The sequence below is a fragment of the Microbacterium telephonicum genome (assembly GCF_003651225.1).
Classification (GTDB): Bacteria; Actinomycetota; Actinomycetes; order Actinomycetales; family Microbacteriaceae; genus Microbacterium; species Microbacterium telephonicum.
On sequence record NZ_RCDB01000002.1, the window covers coordinates 836,671 to 851,913 of the forward strand.

The window sequence follows — 15,243 nt, forward strand, 5'->3', positions numbered from 1 at the left end:
GATCCTACCTGTCCGCCCCCGCGCTCAGCCGAGGCACCCCGGCCCGAGCAGCCCCTTCAGCTCGCCGTACAGGTCGACGGTCACCGACACCGGGAGCGGCACCTCGAACACCTTCGCCATGCCGCCCTTGTGAAGGCGCAGGGTCACTTCGGTGTCACCCGGATGACGGCGCAGCGTCTCGGCGAGTCGCTCGATCGTCGTCTCGGTCGCGCGGTGCTCCGGCATGAGCAGCACGAGGGCGCCAGACGCGTCGACCGTCCCGAGGTCGGGGGCGAAGGCGGACTGACCGTGCAGGTTCAGGCCGTCGTCGCGCCGCGAAACCCGGCCGCGCACGACGAGGATGGCGTCCTGCTGCAGCATCGACTGGAACTCGGTGTAGGTCTTGCCCATGAACATGACCGTCACCTCGCCGTCGAAGTCCTCGACGGTGATCATGCCGTACGGGTTGCCGCTCTGCTTCGCGACGCGGTGCTGCACGCTCGTGACGAGGCCCGCGACGGTGACCTGGTCGCCGTCGTCGACCGTCTCCGAGGCGAGCAGGTCGTGGATCGACGTCGACGCGTGCTTGGCGAGCGGGATCTCGAGCCCTGCGAGCGGATGGTCCGAGACATAGAGTCCCAGCATCTCGCGCTCGAAGGCGAGCTTGTCCTTCTTCGTCCACTCCGGGCGCGCCGGCACCTTCGGCGGCACCACCTCTTCGGCCGCGTCGTACAGGCTGTCGAAGTCGAACCCGATGGCCCCCTGCGCCTCGTTGCGCTTGCGGTCGACGGAGGCCTCGGTGGCGTCCTCGTGGATCTCCAGCAGCGCGCGGCGGGTGTCGCCGAGCGAGTCGAACGCCCCCGCCTTGATGAGCGATTCCACGGTGCGCTTGTTGGCGACGTGCATCGGCACTCTGTCGAGGAAGTCGTGGAACGACGTGTACGGCCTGTCGGTGCGCGCCTGCACGATGCCGTCGACGACGTTCGCGCCCACGTTGCGCACGGCGCCGAGACCGAAGCGGATGTCCTCGCCGACGGCGGCGAAGTAGCGGATCGACTCGCTCACGTCGGGCGGGAGCACCTTGATGCCCATGCGGCGGCACTCGTTGAGGTAGACCGCCATCTTGTCCTTCGAGTCGCCGACGCTCGTCAGCAGCGCGGCCATGTACTCGGCGGGATAGTGGGCCTTGAGGTACGCGGTCCAGTACGACACCAGACCGTACGCCGCCGAGTGGGCCTTGTTGAAGGCGTAGTCGGAGAAGGGCAGCAGGATGTCCCAGAGCGCCTGGATGGCGCCGTCACCGAATCCGCGCTCCTTCATCCCTCCGGAAAAGCCCTCGTACTGCTTGTCGAGCTCGGACTTCTTCTTCTTTCCCATCGCGCGGCGCAGGATGTCGGCCTGACCGAGCGAGAACCCGGCCACCTTCTGCGCGATCGCCATGACCTGCTCCTGATAGATGATCAGGCCGTAGCTGATGTCGAGGATGTCCTTGAGCGGCTCCTCGAGCTCGGGGTGGATGGGGGTGACCTCCTGCTGCCCGTTCTTGCGCAGCGCGTAGTTGATGTGCGAGTTCGCGCCCATGGGCCCGGGACGGTACAGCGCGATGACGGCCGAGACGTCTTCGAAGTTGTCGGGCTTCATGAGGCGCAGGAGCGAGCGCATCGGGCCGCCGTCGAGCTGGAAGACGCCGAGGGTGTCGCCTCGGGTGAGCAGGTCGTAGGCGGCACGGTCGTCGAGGGCGAGGTGCTCGAGGTCGAGCTCCTGCCCCCGGTTCATGCGGATGTTGTCGAGGGCGTCGGAGATGATCGTGAGGTTGCGCAGCCCCAGGAAATCCATCTTGATGAGGCCGAGGGTCTCGCACGACGGATAGTCGAACTGCGTGACGATCTGACCGTCCTGCTCGCGGCGCATGATCGGGATGATGTCCAGCAGAGGCTCGCTGGACATGATGACGCCCGCCGCGTGCACGCCCCACTGGCGCTTGAGTCCCTCGAGGCCGAGTGCGCGGTCGAAGACGGTCTTGGCCTCGGGGTCGCTCTCGATGAGCGCGCGGAACTCGCTGGCCTCTTTGTACCGCTTGTGCTCGGGGTCGAACATGCCCCCGAGCTCCATGTCCTTGCCCATCACGGCGGGCGGCATGGCCTTCGTGAGCTTCTCGCCCATGCTGAACGGGAACCCGAGCACGCGACCGGCGTCCTTGAGGGCCTGCTTGGACTTGATCGTGCCGTAGGTGACGATCTGGGCGACGCGCTCGGAGCCGTACTTCTCGGTGACGTAGTCGATCACCTCGCCGCGGCGCCGGTCGTCGAAGTCGACGTCGAAGTCGGGCATGGAGACGCGGTCGGGGTTGAGGAAGCGCTCGAAGATGAGGCCGTGCTCGAGGGGGTCGAGGTCGGTGATCTTCATCGCGTAGGCGACCATCGAGCCGGCACCCGAACCGCGGCCGGGGCCGACGCGGATGCCGTTGTCCTTGGCCCAGTTGATGAAGTCGGCGACGACGAGGAAGTAGCCCGGGAACCCCATCTGCAGGATGATGCCGGTCTCGTACTCGGCCTGCGCCCGCACCTTGTCGGGGATGCCGCCGGGGTAGCGGTAGTGGAGGCCCTTCTCGACCTCTTTGATGAGCCAGCTGTCCTCGGTCTCGCCGTCCGGCACCGGGAAGCGCGGCATGTAGTTGGCGGAGGTGTTGAACTCGACCTCGCAGCGCTCGGCGATGAGCAGTGTGTTGTCGCACGCCTCGGGGTGGTCGCGGAACATCTGCCGCATCTCGGCGGCGGTCTTGATGTAGTAGCCGTCGCCGTCGAACTTGAAGCGGTTCGGGTCGTCGAGGGTCGAGCCCGACTGCACGCACAGCAGAGCCGCGTGCGCGTCGGCCTCGTGCTGGTGCGTGTAGTGGGAGTCGTTGGTGGCGACGAGCGGGATGTCGAGGTCTTTGGCGATCCGGATGAGATCGGTCATGACGCGGCGCTCGATCGACAGGCCGTGGTCCATGATCTCGGCGAAGTAGTTCTCCTTGCCGAAGATGTCCTGGAACTCCGCCGCCGCGGCCCGCGCCGCGTCGTACTGGCCGAGGCGCAGCCGGGTCTGGACCTCGCCGGAGGGGCATCCGGTCGTCGCGATGAGCCCCTTGCCGTAGGTCTGCAGCAGGTCGCGGTCCATCCGGGGCTTGAAGTAGTAGCCCTCCATGCTCGAGAGGGAACTCAGCCGGAACAGGTTGTGCATGCCCTGCGTGCTCTGGCTCCACAACGTCATGTGGGTGTAGGCGCCCGAGCCCGACACGTCGTCGCTCTTCTGCTCGGGCGTGCCCCACGCGACGCGCGACTTGTCGCTGCGGTGCGTGCCGGGGGTGACGTAGGCCTCGAGGCCGATGATCGGCTTGACCCCGGCCGCCTGCGCGGCGCGGTAGAACTCGAACGCCGCGAACGTGTTGCCGTGGTCGGTGACGGCGATCGCCGGCATGCCGTATTCGGCGGCCGCCTGTGTCATCGCGCCGATCTTCGCGGCTCCGTCGAGCATGGAGTACTCGCTGTGCACGTGCAGGTGAACGAAGGAGTCGGATGCCACGGATCGAGTCTACGTGCGGCCTCCGACGCCGGGTCGGCGCGCGCTTAGGCTGGTCGCATGGCCACTCCGGAGTTCGTCCTGTCGCTGCGCGAGAAGATCGGGCATGCACCGCTGCCGCTGGTGGGGGTGACCGCCGTCGTCTTCAAGGACGAGAAGGTGCTGCTGGGCAAGCGCGCCGACAACGGCGCGTGGCAGTGTGTCTCGGGCATCGTCGATCCGGGTGAGGAGCCCGCGGATGCCGCGGTGCGCGAGTGCCGCGAGGAGGCCGGCGTCGAGGTGCGGGCGACCCGCCTCGCCCTCGTGCAGCAGCTCCCCCGCATCACGTATGCCAACGGCGACGAGGTGGACTACCTCGACCTCGTCTTCCGCTGCGACTGGGTCGCGGGCGACCCGCATCCGGCCGACGGCGAACTGACCGAGGTCGGCTGGTACGGCCTGGGCGAGCTCGTCGAGGTCGAGCAGTTCCACGTGCGCAAAATCGCGCTCGCGATCGCCGAGGACGACCCGACGTCGTTCGCCGGCGGGCGCTGACTTCCGGCGGACGTCTCAGGCCTGTCGGCGCACGATCTCCTCGCGCACCTCGCGCCGCAGGACCTTGCCGATGAGCGAGCGCGGCAGCGTGTCGAACCGCACGACCGTGCGCGGCACCTTGTAGGCGGCCAGGCCCTCGCGCGCCGCGGCGCGGATCGCCGCGGCGTCGAACTCGCGCCCCTCGCGGACGACGACGGCCGCGACGACGGATTCGCCGCCGTCGGCGCGCGGCACGCCCACGACGGCGGCATCGGCCACGTCGGGGTGCATGAGGAGGACCTGCTCCACTTCGCTCGGGCTCACGTTGAACCCACCCGTGATGATGAGTTCCTTGATGCGGTCGACGATCGCCACGAATCCGTCGGCGTCCGCCGTGACGATGTCGCCGGTGCGCAGCCACCCGTCCGGCGTCAGCGCCTGCGCGGTCTCCTCGGGCTGGTTCCAGTAGCCCCGGAACACCTGCGGCCCCCGCAACAGCAGCTCGCCCGGTTCGCCGACGGCCCGGTCGCGTGCAGGGTCGTCCGGATCGACGACGCGGATGTCGGTGCTGGGGAACGGGATCCCCACGGTGCCCGCGCGACGCTGCGGGCCCATCGGGTTGCCGATCGCGATCGGCGACGACTCGGTCATGCCGTAGCCCTCGACGAGGATGCCGCCGGTGGCCTCCTCCCAGCGGCGCACCGTGGCCGCCGGCAGCGCCATCGCCCCGGAGATCGCGTGGCGGATGCCGGAGAGGTTCACTCGGGCACGCCCGGCGGCCCGTGCCAGTGCGTCGTAGATCGGCGGGACGGCGGGGAGGAAGGTGGGCTGCGTGCGCCGCAGGGCCGTGAGCGTCATCGGCACGTCGAAGAGCGGGAACAGCACGATGCGCGCGCCCAGTGAGACCGCCGTCGTCACGCAGAGGGTCAGTCCGTACGCGTGGAAGAGCGGGAGGATGCCGTAGAACACCTCTCTGCCGGGGACGAGGTCGGGCACCCACGCGGCGGACTGCGCGGCATTGGCGCGCAGGTTGCGGTGCGTCAGCACGGCGGCCTTCGGACGGCCGGTCGTGCCGCTGGTGAACTGGAGCACCGCGACGTCGTCGGCGACGGGCCGCGGAACGCGGCGCGAGATCCGCCGCGCACGCACGAGCCTCGCCCAGTCGAGCACGCCCGCCGCCGTCGGAGCCGCCGTCATCGCGGCCCGCGATCGCCGCGCCGACGGGAGCGGAAGCCGCAACCCGACACGCAGGTGCCAGGGCAGCGCGTCCGGCATGCGCACGGCGACGATCTGCGCGGGACGGACGTCGGCCGGGAGGTCGGCGATCGCGTCGGCGACGGCGTCCCAGACGATCGCGACGCGCGCCCCGTGCACCTCGAAGAGATGGCGCAGCTCCGGCGCCGTGTAGCGCGGGTTGTGCTCGACGACGATCGCGCCGAGTCGCTGAACCGCGTAGAAGGCGACGATGTGCTGCGGGCAGTTGGGGAGGACGAGGGCCACCCGATCGCCGGCGCCGACCCCGAGGCGGCGCAGCGCCTCCGCGGCGCGGTCGACCTGCTCCCCCAGGTCACGGTAGGTCGTCACCGCCCCGAAGAAGTCGAGCGCGGGACGCTTCCCGTGGGCAGCGACGGCCGCATCCAGCATGTCGACGAGCGTCTCGTCGGAGGCGGCGATGTCGTGCGGCACCCCGTCGGCGTAGGACGCGAGCCAGGGACGTGAGGCGAGGGGGTTCACCGGATCAGCGTATGTACCGGCATGTACGCGTCGCCGCATGCGCCGGACTCTCTCCCGGCGCCGTCAGAGCTTCTTGCGCATCAGCACCCGCGGGAAGCCGTTGAGCACCGAATCGGTGTCGGCGGCCTTGCGGAAGCCCGCGCGTTGGAACAGCCTCCGCGTGCCGACGTAGGCCATCGTGAGGTCGACCTTCTCCCCCTGTTGTCGACCGGGTAGCCCTCGACCACGGTCGCGCCGCCGTCGCGCGCGAAGGCGACCGCCCCGTCGAGGAGCGCATGCGAGATGCCCTGCCCGCGGTGGCCCGGTCGCACCCGGATGCACCACACGCTCCAGACGCCCTCGTCGTCGCCGACGTGCGGGATGCGCCGGTTCGTGGCGAAGCTCGTGTCGGCGCGCGGGTGGACGGCGGCCCAGCCGACGACCTCGTCGCCGTCGTATGCGAGCACGCCGGGCGGGCCCGACGCCATCAGCTCGCGCACCTTCGCGCCCCGCGCCTCCCCCCGCAGCTCGCGGTTCTCCGCGCTGCGCGTGAGGCGGTAGCTCAGGCACCAGCACACGTTCGCGCTGCGGGACTTCGGCCCCACCATCGTCGCGACGTCGTCGAACGAGGTCGCCGGTCGCACCTCGATCGGAGTCTCGCCGGTCGAGGACGCCCCCTTGCCCGCCATGCCTGTCACGATGCCACCGGCATCCGACATCGGCAAGGCGCGGCGCGACGGTCAGTCGCCGCGCAGCACCTCGAGGGCGTGGGCGAGGTCGGCCGGGTAGTCGCTCGTCACGGTCACCGGGTCGGTCGTCACCGGGTGCGCGAACGTCAGCTCGTGCGCGTGCAGCCACTGCCGGGTGAGCCCGAGCCGTGCCGACAGCGTCGGGTCCCCACCGTACAGCGGGTCTCCGACGCACGGATGCCGGTGCGCGGCCATGTGGACGCGGATCTGGTGCGTGCGACCGGTCTCGAGATGGATCTCCAGGAGCGAGGCGCCCGGGAACGCCTCGATCGTCTCGTAGTGGGTGACGGAGTCTTTGCCATCGGGCGTGACGGCGAACTTCCACGAGTGCGACGGGTGCCGGCCGATCGGCGCGTCGATCGTGCCGGAGAGCGGATCGGGATGTCCCTGCACGACGGCGTGGTAGATCTTCTCGACCTCGCGCTCCTTGAAGGCCCGCTTGAGAGCGGAGTAGGCACGCTCGGTCTTGGCGACGACCATCAGGCCGCTCGTGCCGACGTCGAGCCGGTGCACGACCCCCTGACGCTCGGCGGCGCCGCTGGTGGCGATGCGGAAGCCCGCGGCGGCGAGGGCGCCGACGACCGTCGGCCCCTCCCACCCCACGGACGGGTGGGCGGCGACGCCGGCGGGCTTGTCCACGACCACGATGTCGTCGTCGTCGTAGGCGATGCCGAGGTCGGGTACCGCGATCGGCACGATCTCCGGTTCCCGCCGCGCCTGCCACTCGACATCGAGGAACGCGCCGCCCCGCAGCTTGTCGCTCTTGGCGAGGGTGCGCCCGTCCTGCCGCACGCCGCCGGCCTCGGCGACCTCGGCCGCGAACGTGCGCGAGAACCCGAGCATCTTCGCGAGGGCCGCGTCGACGCGCACGCCGTCGAGGCCGTCGGGGACGACGAGAGATCGCGAGTCCACGTCAGCCTCGGGGCGGGATGCCGTCGGCGGCGTCGGTCGCGGTGGACCCGCCCGGGGCGCCCTCGACGGTGCCCGCCACGGCCGGGTCGGTGCCGGCCGCTTCGGCGTCGGCATCCGTCTGGCGCAGCTCACGGGTGCCGTCGAAGCGGAGTCCCACCAGCACGAGCACCGCGACGCCGATCATCATCGTGACGATGAACATGTCGGCGATGTTGTAGATCGCGGGGTTCATGCCCAGCCACGTCCACATCCACGGTGTGTTGATGAAGTCGATGACATGACCGATGAGGAATCCGGGCTCGCGGATGAGGCGATCGGTGAGGTTGCCGAGGATGCCGCCCAGCAGCAGTCCCAGGATGATCGCCCAGGCGCGGGAGCGGATGCGGCCCGCCGCCAGCACGACGATCGTGACCGCCGCGGCCGCGAGGATCAGCGTGAACACCCACGTGACGCCCTCGCCGAGCGAGAACGCGGCACCGGGGTTGCGGGTGAGGTAGAACTGCAGGAAGTCGCCCCAGACGGCGACCGGCTCCTGATACGGCAGATTCTCGAGGGCGAAATGCTTCGCGAACTGGTCGGCGGCCAGCACCAGGATCGCGAGGACCGCGACGAGGGTGCCGGCCGCCGCAGGACGCAGTGGCTTTCGGGCCGCCAAGATCAGGAGGCCGAGACGGGCGATGCGCCCGTGCCCGCGACGTCGAGGTCGCGGAGCTTGTCCTCGATGAAGCCGCGCAGCTGCGTGCGGTAGTCACGCTCGAACTGGCGCAGCTCGCTGATGCGGTTCTCGAGGGTCGAACGCTCGCTGTCGAGGCGCGACAGCTCTTCGCGGCTCTTCTGCTCGGCGTCGGCGATGATCTGCGAGGCCTTCAGCTCGGCCTCGGAGATGAGCTTGTCCTTCTGGGCCTGACCCTCGGCGACGTGCTCGTCGTGCAGGCGCTGGGCGAGCTCGATGATGCCGGCGGTGGCGAGCGCCGGGGCGGTCGCGTCGGCGGCCGGCGTCGGGGCGGCGGCGACGGGCTCCGGCTCGGGCTCGGCCGCGGGGACCTCGTCGACGACGGCGGGCTCTTCCACCTCGGCGGGCGCGGCGGCCACGGGGGCGGATCCCGACTCGTAGGCCGCGAGCTTCGCCTTCAGCTCATCGTTCTCGGCGATCGTCTTGCGCCATTCGACGACGATCTCGTCCAGGAAGTCGTCGACCTCGTCCGGGTCGAAACCCTCCTTGAAGCGGACGTGCTGGAACTGCTTGGTGACGACGTCTTCGGGGGTCAAAGCCATGGTGTCAATCCTCTTTCAGGGCTCACGACGCGGGCCGATCGGATGGGGCCGCCCGGAGGCGGGCCGTCTCCACAGCATAGTCCGCGTCACCGGGGGGCGCGAGAACGATGCGTGCGTGCGTCACATCAGCATGACGGCACGCACCACCGACAGCAGCACGAAGCACAGCAGCATCGTCAGCGGGAAACCGAGGTCGATCGCGACCGGTCCCAGACGCAGCGGCGGGATGAGTCGGCGGAACAGCTTCAGCGGCGGGTCGGTCACGGTGAACACGGTTTCAGCCACGACCAGGCCCGTCCCACGGGGACGCCATTCCCGATTGAACATCGGGATGTACTCGAGGATCAGCCGCCCGAACAGCAGCAGGATGTACAGCAGGAGCAGGATGTTCGCGATGGACGCGATGATCCGCACGATCTCCACGACTACTGGACGAAGGCCGCGCCCTCGGCATCGGCCTGGGCGACGGAGCCGTCACCGGACACGGCGACGTTCTCGGGCGAGAGCAGGAAGACCTTGCTCGTGACACGCTCGATGCGACCGTAGAGGCCCAGCGAGAGTCCACTGGCGAAGTCGATGAGGCGGCGCGCGTCGGCGTCGCTCATCTGCGACAGATTGATGATCACGGGGATGCCGTCGCGGAAGTTCTCGGCGATGACCTGCGCGTCACGGTACTGCTTGGGGTGGACGGTGAGGATCTCGCTCACGGTGCCGGCGGTCGGCTGGCGCACGACGGCGGGGCGGTGCAGCGGCGTCACGGGCGCGGCCGGCTTCTCGACCGGCTGCGGCTTCTCGCGGCGCGGCGCGGCGACGGCCTGCTCCTGTTCGTAGGCCTCTTCCTCATCGGCGAGGCCCAGGTACACCATGGTCTTCTTGAGCGGGTTCGACATCGCATCCTCCGTGTGTGTGCTCGTCTTCTGGCAGGTTATCCGCGGTCCGGCCGCGGTCCCGTGATTGCGGTGCCGATCCGCAGGTGTGTCGCGCCCGCCGCGATCGCGTCGACGAAGTCGCCCGACATGCCCGCCGAGATCCAGCGCGCGTCGGGGATCAGCCGCCGCAGGTCGTCGGATGCCGCGGCCACCCGCGCGAAGGCGGCGGCCGGGCTCTCCTCGAGCGGCGCGACGGCCATGACGCCACGCACCCGCAGCGAGGGGCACGCCTGCAGCACGTGGGTCGCCAGGGCCTCGAGCCGGCCGGGGGCGACGCCGCCGCGACCCGGGTCGTCGGTGAGGTTCAGCTGCAGCAGGACGTCGAGCGGGTCGCCGTCGGGGTCGGCGGCGTGCAGGGCATCGGCGACGCGGTCCCGGTCGACGGAGTGCACCGCCTGGGCGGCGACGCGCACCGCCCGCGCCTTCTTCGTCTGCAGCTGGCCGATGAAATGCCAGGTGAGCCCCGGCAGCGCCGCGAGCTCGGCGTGCTTCGCGCTCAGCTCCTGCTGCCGGTTCTCGCCGACGTCGCGCACGCCGAGGGCGTGCAGGTCGGTCACGAGTGAGGCGGGGTGGAACTTGGTGACCACGATGCGCGTGATCTCCGACGGGTCACGGCCCGCCGTCCCCGCCGCATCCGCGATGCGGGCGTCGAGGTCGGCGAGCCGTGCCGTCAGATCCATGCGCTGTGGGCGGTGGCGCCCGTCACTTCAGGAAGTCGGGGATGTCGAGGTCGTCGTCCCCGAACACCGAGTCGTACGAGTCGCTGGCGACCGAGACCGACACCGACTCCTTCTTCTCTTCGACCTCGCGCTCGGCGCGCGGCGACGCCGCGTCCTCGGCGCTGAGCTCGGGCAGGGCGGGCGCGGCCGGCACGGTGCGCTGGGCCGTGATCGGCTCGATGCGCGCCTGCGGCTCGCCGCCGTCGAAGCCCGCCGCGATGACCGTCACGCGCACCTCGTCGCCGAGCGTGTCGTCGATGACCGTGCCGAAGATGATGTTCGCCTCGGGGTGCGCCGCCTCCTTGACCAGCTGGGCGGCGTCGTTGATCTCGAAGATGCCGAGGTTCGATCCACCCTGGATCGACAGGAGCACGCCGTGCGCACCCTCGATCGAGGCTTCGAGCAGGGGCGATTCGACGGCGAGCTCGGCGGCCTTGATGGCGCGGTCGGCGCCGCGGGCCGAGCCGATGCCCATGAGGGCGGAACCTGCTCCCTGCATGACCGACTTGACGTCGGCGAAGTCGAGGTTGATCAGACCGGGCGTCGTGATGAGGTCGGTGATGCCCTGCACACCGGCCAGGAGCACCTGGTCGGCCGTGGCGAACGCCTCGATCATCGAGATGCCGCGGTCGCTGATCTCGAGCAGGCGGTCGTTGGGGACGACGATGAGGGTGTCGACCTCTTCCTTGAGCTTGGCGACGCCCAGCTCGGCCTGCTGCTGGCGGCGGCGGCCCTCGAAGGAGAACGGCTTGGTGACGACACCGATCGTCAGGGCGCCGATGGACTTCGCGATGCGCGCGACCACCGGTGCACCGCCGGTGCCCGTGCCGCCGCCCTCGCCGGCGGTGACGAAGACCATGTCGGCGCCGGTGAGGGCTTCCTCGATCTCCTCGGCGTGGTCCTCCGCCGCGCGGCGGCCGACCTCGGGGTCGGCTCCCGCGCCGAGCCCACGGGTGAGCTCGCGCCCCACGTCGAGCTTGACGTCGGCGTCGCTCATCAGCAGCGCCTGCGCGTCGGTGTTCACGGCGATGAACTCGACGCCGCGCAGGCCGAGCTCGATCATCCGATTGACGGCGTTCACGCCGCCGCCACCCACGCCGACGACCTTGATCACCGCGAGGTAGTTCTGGTTCTGGCTCATGCCGGCCTCCGTCTTTCGTCCCGAACCGCGTCTTGTCTAAACCTTCAACCTCAACCAGAGGTTTAAAGAAATGCCGAGTATGCATTTCCTGAACTCGAAGGTAAGCGGATGCCGCTCCCCCGCCGGAAGGCGCGCGGGCGTGTCGCCGATCCGCATCCGCAAGTCGGCGTCGCGGCGTCAGCGTACGACGATCGCGTCGGGCGAGGACACGTCGTACAGGCTCGCGTCGGGACGCGCGGCCATGATCTTGCCGAGGCGCACGGCCTTCTCGGCGGAGTCGTCGGCGTTGCCCCATACGACCTGCGCCCCGGTGTCGCCGAGGGTCAGCGTGACGTCGTTGGGCGATGTGGCGGAGATGTCGCTGACGCGCGCCCGCACGTCGTCCGGGAGGGAGCGGTAGACGTGCCCGGCGGCCTCGAAGGCCGCCGACCGCGGGCCGCCGTCGACGGCGATCAGCGGCACCCCCTCGGGGCGGTCGGGTGTCGTCGAGAGGGCGACGCCGGCGGCGTCGACGAGCGTGAAACCCGCGGCGTTCTCGAACACCCCGACCGGCGTGCGCTCGACGATGCGCACCACGAGGTCGTGCGGCGGCCGGGCTTCGAGGGTGTACGACTCCACGAGCGGGAACGCCACGAGCGCCGCCTTGACCGCACTCGAGTCCACGAGCGGGAGGGGCGTGCCGATCTGCCCCGCGAGCGCCTGCTCCACGGCGGCGGGATCGAGGGTGGCGGTGCCGACCACCTCGACGCGCTCGACGGCGAACAGCGGGCCGTACGCGGCGGCGAGGGTGCCGAGCACGAGGAGCACGACGGCGCCGAGGGCGCCGAGCCACATCATGCGGCGGCGCCGCTGCCGCGCCGTGAAGCGGCGCACCTCCGCGCGCAGCGCCTTGCGACGGGCGCGGGCCGCCGCCCAGACGTCGCGCGCGCGGAGCGGACCGGGCCCCTGTGCGGACGCGTCGACGAACGGATCCGCGTCGTCGGGGCCGGTCGCCACATCCTCGCCGGGCGACGGCGCTGCGGCGGACGGCGCCGCGAACGCGGCCGCGATGGGAAGGGCGTCCGGCTCGACCGCGGTCTCGTCGACGTCGCCGTCGTCGCCGAAGGCGACCTCGTCGCGGGAGCGACGCGGCGGCGCCGCGGACGCGTCGGCCCGCGGTGCCTGCGGCAGCGGCGTCGGCCGACGCACGCTCAGCCCCGGGGCCCGGCGGTCTCGGCGGACGCCGCGAGGGCTTCGAGCACCTGCGGGATGATGAGGTACACGTTGCCGCAGCCGAGCGTGATGACGTAGTCGCCGTCGCGGGCGACGCTCGCGGTGTAGTCGGCGGCTTCCTGCCAGTCGGCGACGAAGTGCACCTTGTCGGCGTCGTCGAACGACTCGCTCACGAGGGCCCCGGTGACGCCGGGGACCGGGTCTTCGCGCGCTCCGTAGACGTCGAGGACGACGGTGTGGTCGGCGTGTGACTCGAGCACCTCGGCGAATTCGCGGTGCATGGCCTGTGTACGCGAGTACGTGTGCGGCTGGTGCACCGCGATGATGCGGCCGTCGCCGACGACCGTGCGTGCCGCGGCCAGGGCGGCCGCGACCTCGGTCGGATGGTGCGCGTAGTCGTCGTAGACGCTGACCCCGCGCTGCGTGCCGTGCAGTTCGAACCGGCGCACGGTGCCGCCGAAGTCCTCGACGGCGCGCACGGCGGCATCCAGCCCGTGCCCGAGCGTGAGCAGCACCGCGACGGCGCCCGCCGCGTTGACCGCGTTGTGCGCGCCCGGCACGGTGAGGCGCCCCGACACGGTCACGCCGTCGTGGGTGAGGGAGAAGGACACCGGGCCGTCGGCGACGATGTCGTGCACGCGCACGTCGGCGTCGGCCGCCTCGCCGAACGTGACGACGTTCGCGTGGGTGAGGCCGGCCCGCACGCGCTGCGCCCCGGCGTCGTCGGAGGAGATGACGACGGCCTCCGTCGCGGCGTCGGCGAACCGGGCGAACCCCGCATAAAAGGCGTCGCCGCTGCCCCAGTGGTCGAGGTGGTCGGGGTCGACGTTCGTGATGAGCGCGACGGCGGTGTCGTAGAGCAGGAAGGTGCCGTCGGACTCGTCGGCCTCGATGACGACGAGGTCGTCGGAGCCGGTGCCGCTGGAGACGCCGAGCGCCGCGATGACGCCGCCGTTGACGAAGGTCGGGTCGTCGCCGAGCGCCTTCATCGCGGTGACGATCATGCCGGTGGAGGTCGTCTTGCCGTGCGCGCCGGCGACCGAGACGAGGCGCCTGCCGCGGATGAGCCAGTGCAGGGCCTGCGAGCGGTGGATGACGTGCAGGCCGCGCTCCTTCGCGAGGAGGAACTCGGGATTCTCGGGCCAGATGGCGCCGGTGTGCACGACCGTATCGACGTCGTCCGGAAGGTTCGCGGCGTCGTGCCCCACGTGCACGTCGGCGCCGCGGGCGGCGAGGGCGCGCAGGGCCGCGCTGTCGGCGCGGTCGGAACCCGACACGCGGATGCCGGCATCCAGGAACATCCCGGCCAGCCCCGACATGCCGGATCCCCCGATGCCGATGAAGTGTGCGGCGGTGATCTCGTCGGGGATCGGGAGGGTGAGGTCGGGTCGAATCATGGCCCGACAAGTCTAGGTCGCGGCTCGCTGTGCGCTCGCCCGGCGCGCGGGTCCGGCGGCCGCCGTTCAGCCCAGGGCTGCGTCGAGCATCGCGACGACGTTCCCGGTGCCGGTGCGGGTGCCGACGCGGCCTGCGGCGGCGCGCATGCGCCCCAGCGCGTCGGCGTCCTGCAGGAGCGGGACGACCTCGGACCGCACCCGGTCGGGGGTGAACTCGGCGTCGGGGATCAGCCGCGCGGCGCCGGCGCGCACCGCCGAGGCCGCGTTGAGCGCCTGCTCGCCGTTGCCGACGGCGTACGGCACGTACACCGCGGGGATGCCGAGCGCGCTGATCTCGCTCACGGTCGCCGATCCGGCGCGCGAGACGACGACGTCGGCGAGGGCGAAGGCGAGGTCCATGCGGTCGAGGTACGGCACGAGCCGGTAGGCGGGATCGCCCGGGTCGACGGGGTCGTTGCGCTCCCCCGCGGCGTGGAGGATCTGCCACCCGGTCGCGGTGACGTCGGCCCACGCGCCGGCGAGAGTGTCGTTGAGCCGGCGGGCCCCGAGCGATCCGCCGAAGACGAGCAGGACGGGACGGGCGGGATCGAGGCCGAAGAACTCGGCGGCTTCGGCGCGCCGGGCGTCTCGGTCGAGCTCCACGATCTCGCGGCGCAGCGGCATCCCCACCACGCTCGCCCCCTTCAGCGGCGTGCCCTCGAAGACGACCCCCGTCCCCGCGGCGCGGCGGGCGCCGAGCACGTTCGCCAGTCCCGGGCGGGCGTTGGCCTCGTGCACGACGAACGGGACGCGCTCGCGTCGTGCGGCCACGTACGCCGGCGCCGAGGCGTAGCCGCCGAATCCGGCGACGACGTCGACATGACGGTCCCGCAGGTGCGCGCGCACCTGGGCGATCGCGCGGCGGAAGCGCACCGGGAAGCGGAGGGCCGCGGCATCCGGTCGGCGGGGGAAGGGCACCTTGTCGACGAACAGCAGCTCGTAACCGCGCTCGGGGACCAGGCGTGCTTCGAGCCCTTCGCGGGTGCCGAGCACGAGCACCTCCGCGGCGGGGTCGCGCTCGCGCAGGGCGTCGGCGACGGCGAGCAGCGGGTTCACGTGGCCGGCGGTTCCGCCGCCCGCGAGCAGGTACGTGGTCACCGGATC

General features: G+C 71.1%; 13 protein-coding genes and 1 pseudogene. 1 reads left to right on the top strand and 13 read right to left on the bottom strand.

Annotated features, from left to right (window positions below; translation table 11 throughout):
- Positions 1-24: 24 nt before the first annotated feature.
- On the bottom strand, positions 25-3,543 hold the full coding sequence (gene dnaE / locus C7474_RS08945; RefSeq protein ID WP_121059050.1) for a DNA polymerase III subunit alpha: 3,519 nt from the start codon (positions 3,541-3,543) through the stop codon (positions 25-27).
- Positions 3,544-3,600: 57 nt separating this feature from the next.
- On the opposite strand from dnaE, the gene C7474_RS08950 reads away from it, so the two are divergent.
- Positions 3,601-4,074 carry an NUDIX hydrolase gene (locus tag C7474_RS08950; RefSeq protein WP_121059052.1) on the top strand — a complete coding sequence of 158 codons (474 nt, stop codon included), beginning with the start codon at positions 3,601-3,603 and terminating at the stop codon, positions 4,072-4,074.
- A 15-nt stretch (positions 4,075-4,089) separates the two neighbouring features.
- On the opposite strand, the gene C7474_RS08955 is transcribed toward C7474_RS08950, so the two are convergent.
- From C7474_RS08955 to C7474_RS09010, 12 genes and pseudogenes are all read right to left on the bottom strand, one after another.
- Complete coding sequence (locus C7474_RS08955; protein ID WP_121059054.1) at positions 4,090-5,826, bottom strand: long-chain-fatty-acid--CoA ligase; 1,737 nt, start codon at positions 5,824-5,826, stop codon at positions 4,090-4,092.
- A gap of 24 nt (positions 5,827-5,850) precedes the next feature.
- Positions 5,851-6,455 (bottom strand): annotated as a pseudogene (locus C7474_RS08960) (N-acetyltransferase family protein).
- 51 nt (positions 6,456-6,506) lie between these two features.
- Complete coding sequence (locus C7474_RS08965) at positions 6,507-7,427, bottom strand: RluA family pseudouridine synthase (RefSeq protein ID WP_121059056.1); 921 nt, start codon at positions 7,425-7,427, stop codon at positions 6,507-6,509.
- Between the two features lies 1 nt (position 7,428).
- Complete coding sequence (gene lspA / locus C7474_RS08970; protein WP_199692406.1) at positions 7,429-8,082, bottom strand: signal peptidase II; 654 nt, start codon at positions 8,080-8,082, stop codon at positions 7,429-7,431.
- 2 nt (positions 8,083-8,084) lie between these two features.
- Positions 8,085-8,702, bottom strand: coding sequence for a DivIVA domain-containing protein (locus tag C7474_RS08975; protein ID WP_121059058.1), 618 nt, complete (start codon positions 8,700-8,702; stop codon positions 8,085-8,087).
- A 120-nt stretch (positions 8,703-8,822) separates the two neighbouring features.
- The gene (locus C7474_RS08980; RefSeq protein ID WP_121059060.1) at positions 8,823-9,125 is read right to left on the bottom strand and encodes a YggT family protein; all 303 of its coding nucleotides are present in this window, start codon (positions 9,123-9,125) and stop codon (positions 8,823-8,825) included.
- 2 nt (positions 9,126-9,127) lie between these two features.
- Entirely contained in the window at positions 9,128-9,592 is a 465-nt protein-coding gene (locus C7474_RS08985; RefSeq protein WP_121059062.1) for a cell division protein SepF, read from the bottom strand.
- Positions 9,593-9,627: 35 nt separating this feature from the next.
- Positions 9,628-10,311 carry a YggS family pyridoxal phosphate-dependent enzyme gene (locus C7474_RS08990; RefSeq protein WP_121059064.1) on the bottom strand — a complete coding sequence of 228 codons (684 nt, stop codon included), beginning with the start codon at positions 10,309-10,311 and terminating at the stop codon, positions 9,628-9,630.
- A gap of 22 nt (positions 10,312-10,333) precedes the next feature.
- Positions 10,334-11,491 (bottom strand): cell division protein FtsZ, encoded by a 1,158-nt coding sequence (gene ftsZ, locus C7474_RS08995; protein WP_121059066.1) that lies wholly within the window; start codon positions 11,489-11,491, stop codon positions 10,334-10,336.
- A 177-nt stretch (positions 11,492-11,668) separates the two neighbouring features.
- Positions 11,669-12,679: a cell division protein FtsQ/DivIB gene (locus C7474_RS09000; RefSeq protein WP_121059068.1), complete on the bottom strand. Its 1,011-nt coding sequence runs from the start codon at positions 12,677-12,679 to the stop codon at positions 11,669-11,671.
- Between the two features lie 2 nt (positions 12,680-12,681).
- Complete coding sequence (gene murC / locus C7474_RS09005; protein WP_121059070.1) at positions 12,682-14,100, bottom strand: UDP-N-acetylmuramate--L-alanine ligase; 1,419 nt, start codon at positions 14,098-14,100, stop codon at positions 12,682-12,684.
- Positions 14,101-14,166: 66 nt separating this feature from the next.
- Positions 14,167-15,237 carry a UDP-N-acetylglucosamine--N-acetylmuramyl-(pentapeptide) pyrophosphoryl-undecaprenol N-acetylglucosamine transferase gene (locus tag C7474_RS09010; RefSeq protein WP_121059072.1) on the bottom strand — a complete coding sequence of 357 codons (1,071 nt, stop codon included), beginning with the start codon at positions 15,235-15,237 and terminating at the stop codon, positions 14,167-14,169.
- Positions 15,238-15,243: the final 6 nt, after the last annotated feature.

What these genes read in the sequence shown, in the direction of transcription:
- C7474_RS08950 (WP_121059052.1), top strand. Translation starts at nt 3,601, where the DNA reads ATGGCCACTCCGGAGTTCGTCCTGTCGCTGCGCGAGAAGATCGGGCAT.
- C7474_RS08955 (WP_121059054.1), bottom strand. Translation starts at nt 5,826, where the DNA reads ATGCGGCGACGCGTACATGCCGGTACATACGCTGATCCGGTGAACCCC.
- C7474_RS08975 (WP_121059058.1), bottom strand. Translation starts at nt 8,702, where the DNA reads ATGGCTTTGACCCCCGAAGACGTCGTCACCAAGCAGTTCCAGCACGTC.
- C7474_RS08985 (WP_121059062.1), bottom strand. Translation starts at nt 9,592, where the DNA reads ATGTCGAACCCGCTCAAGAAGACCATGGTGTACCTGGGCCTCGCCGAT.
- C7474_RS08990 (WP_121059064.1), bottom strand. Translation starts at nt 10,311, where the DNA reads ATGGATCTGACGGCACGGCTCGCCGACCTCGACGCCCGCATCGCGGAT.
- ftsZ (WP_121059066.1), bottom strand. Translation starts at nt 11,491, where the DNA reads ATGAGCCAGAACCAGAACTACCTCGCGGTGATCAAGGTCGTCGGCGTG.
- murC (WP_121059070.1), bottom strand. Translation starts at nt 14,100, where the DNA reads ATGATTCGACCCGACCTCACCCTCCCGATCCCCGACGAGATCACCGCC.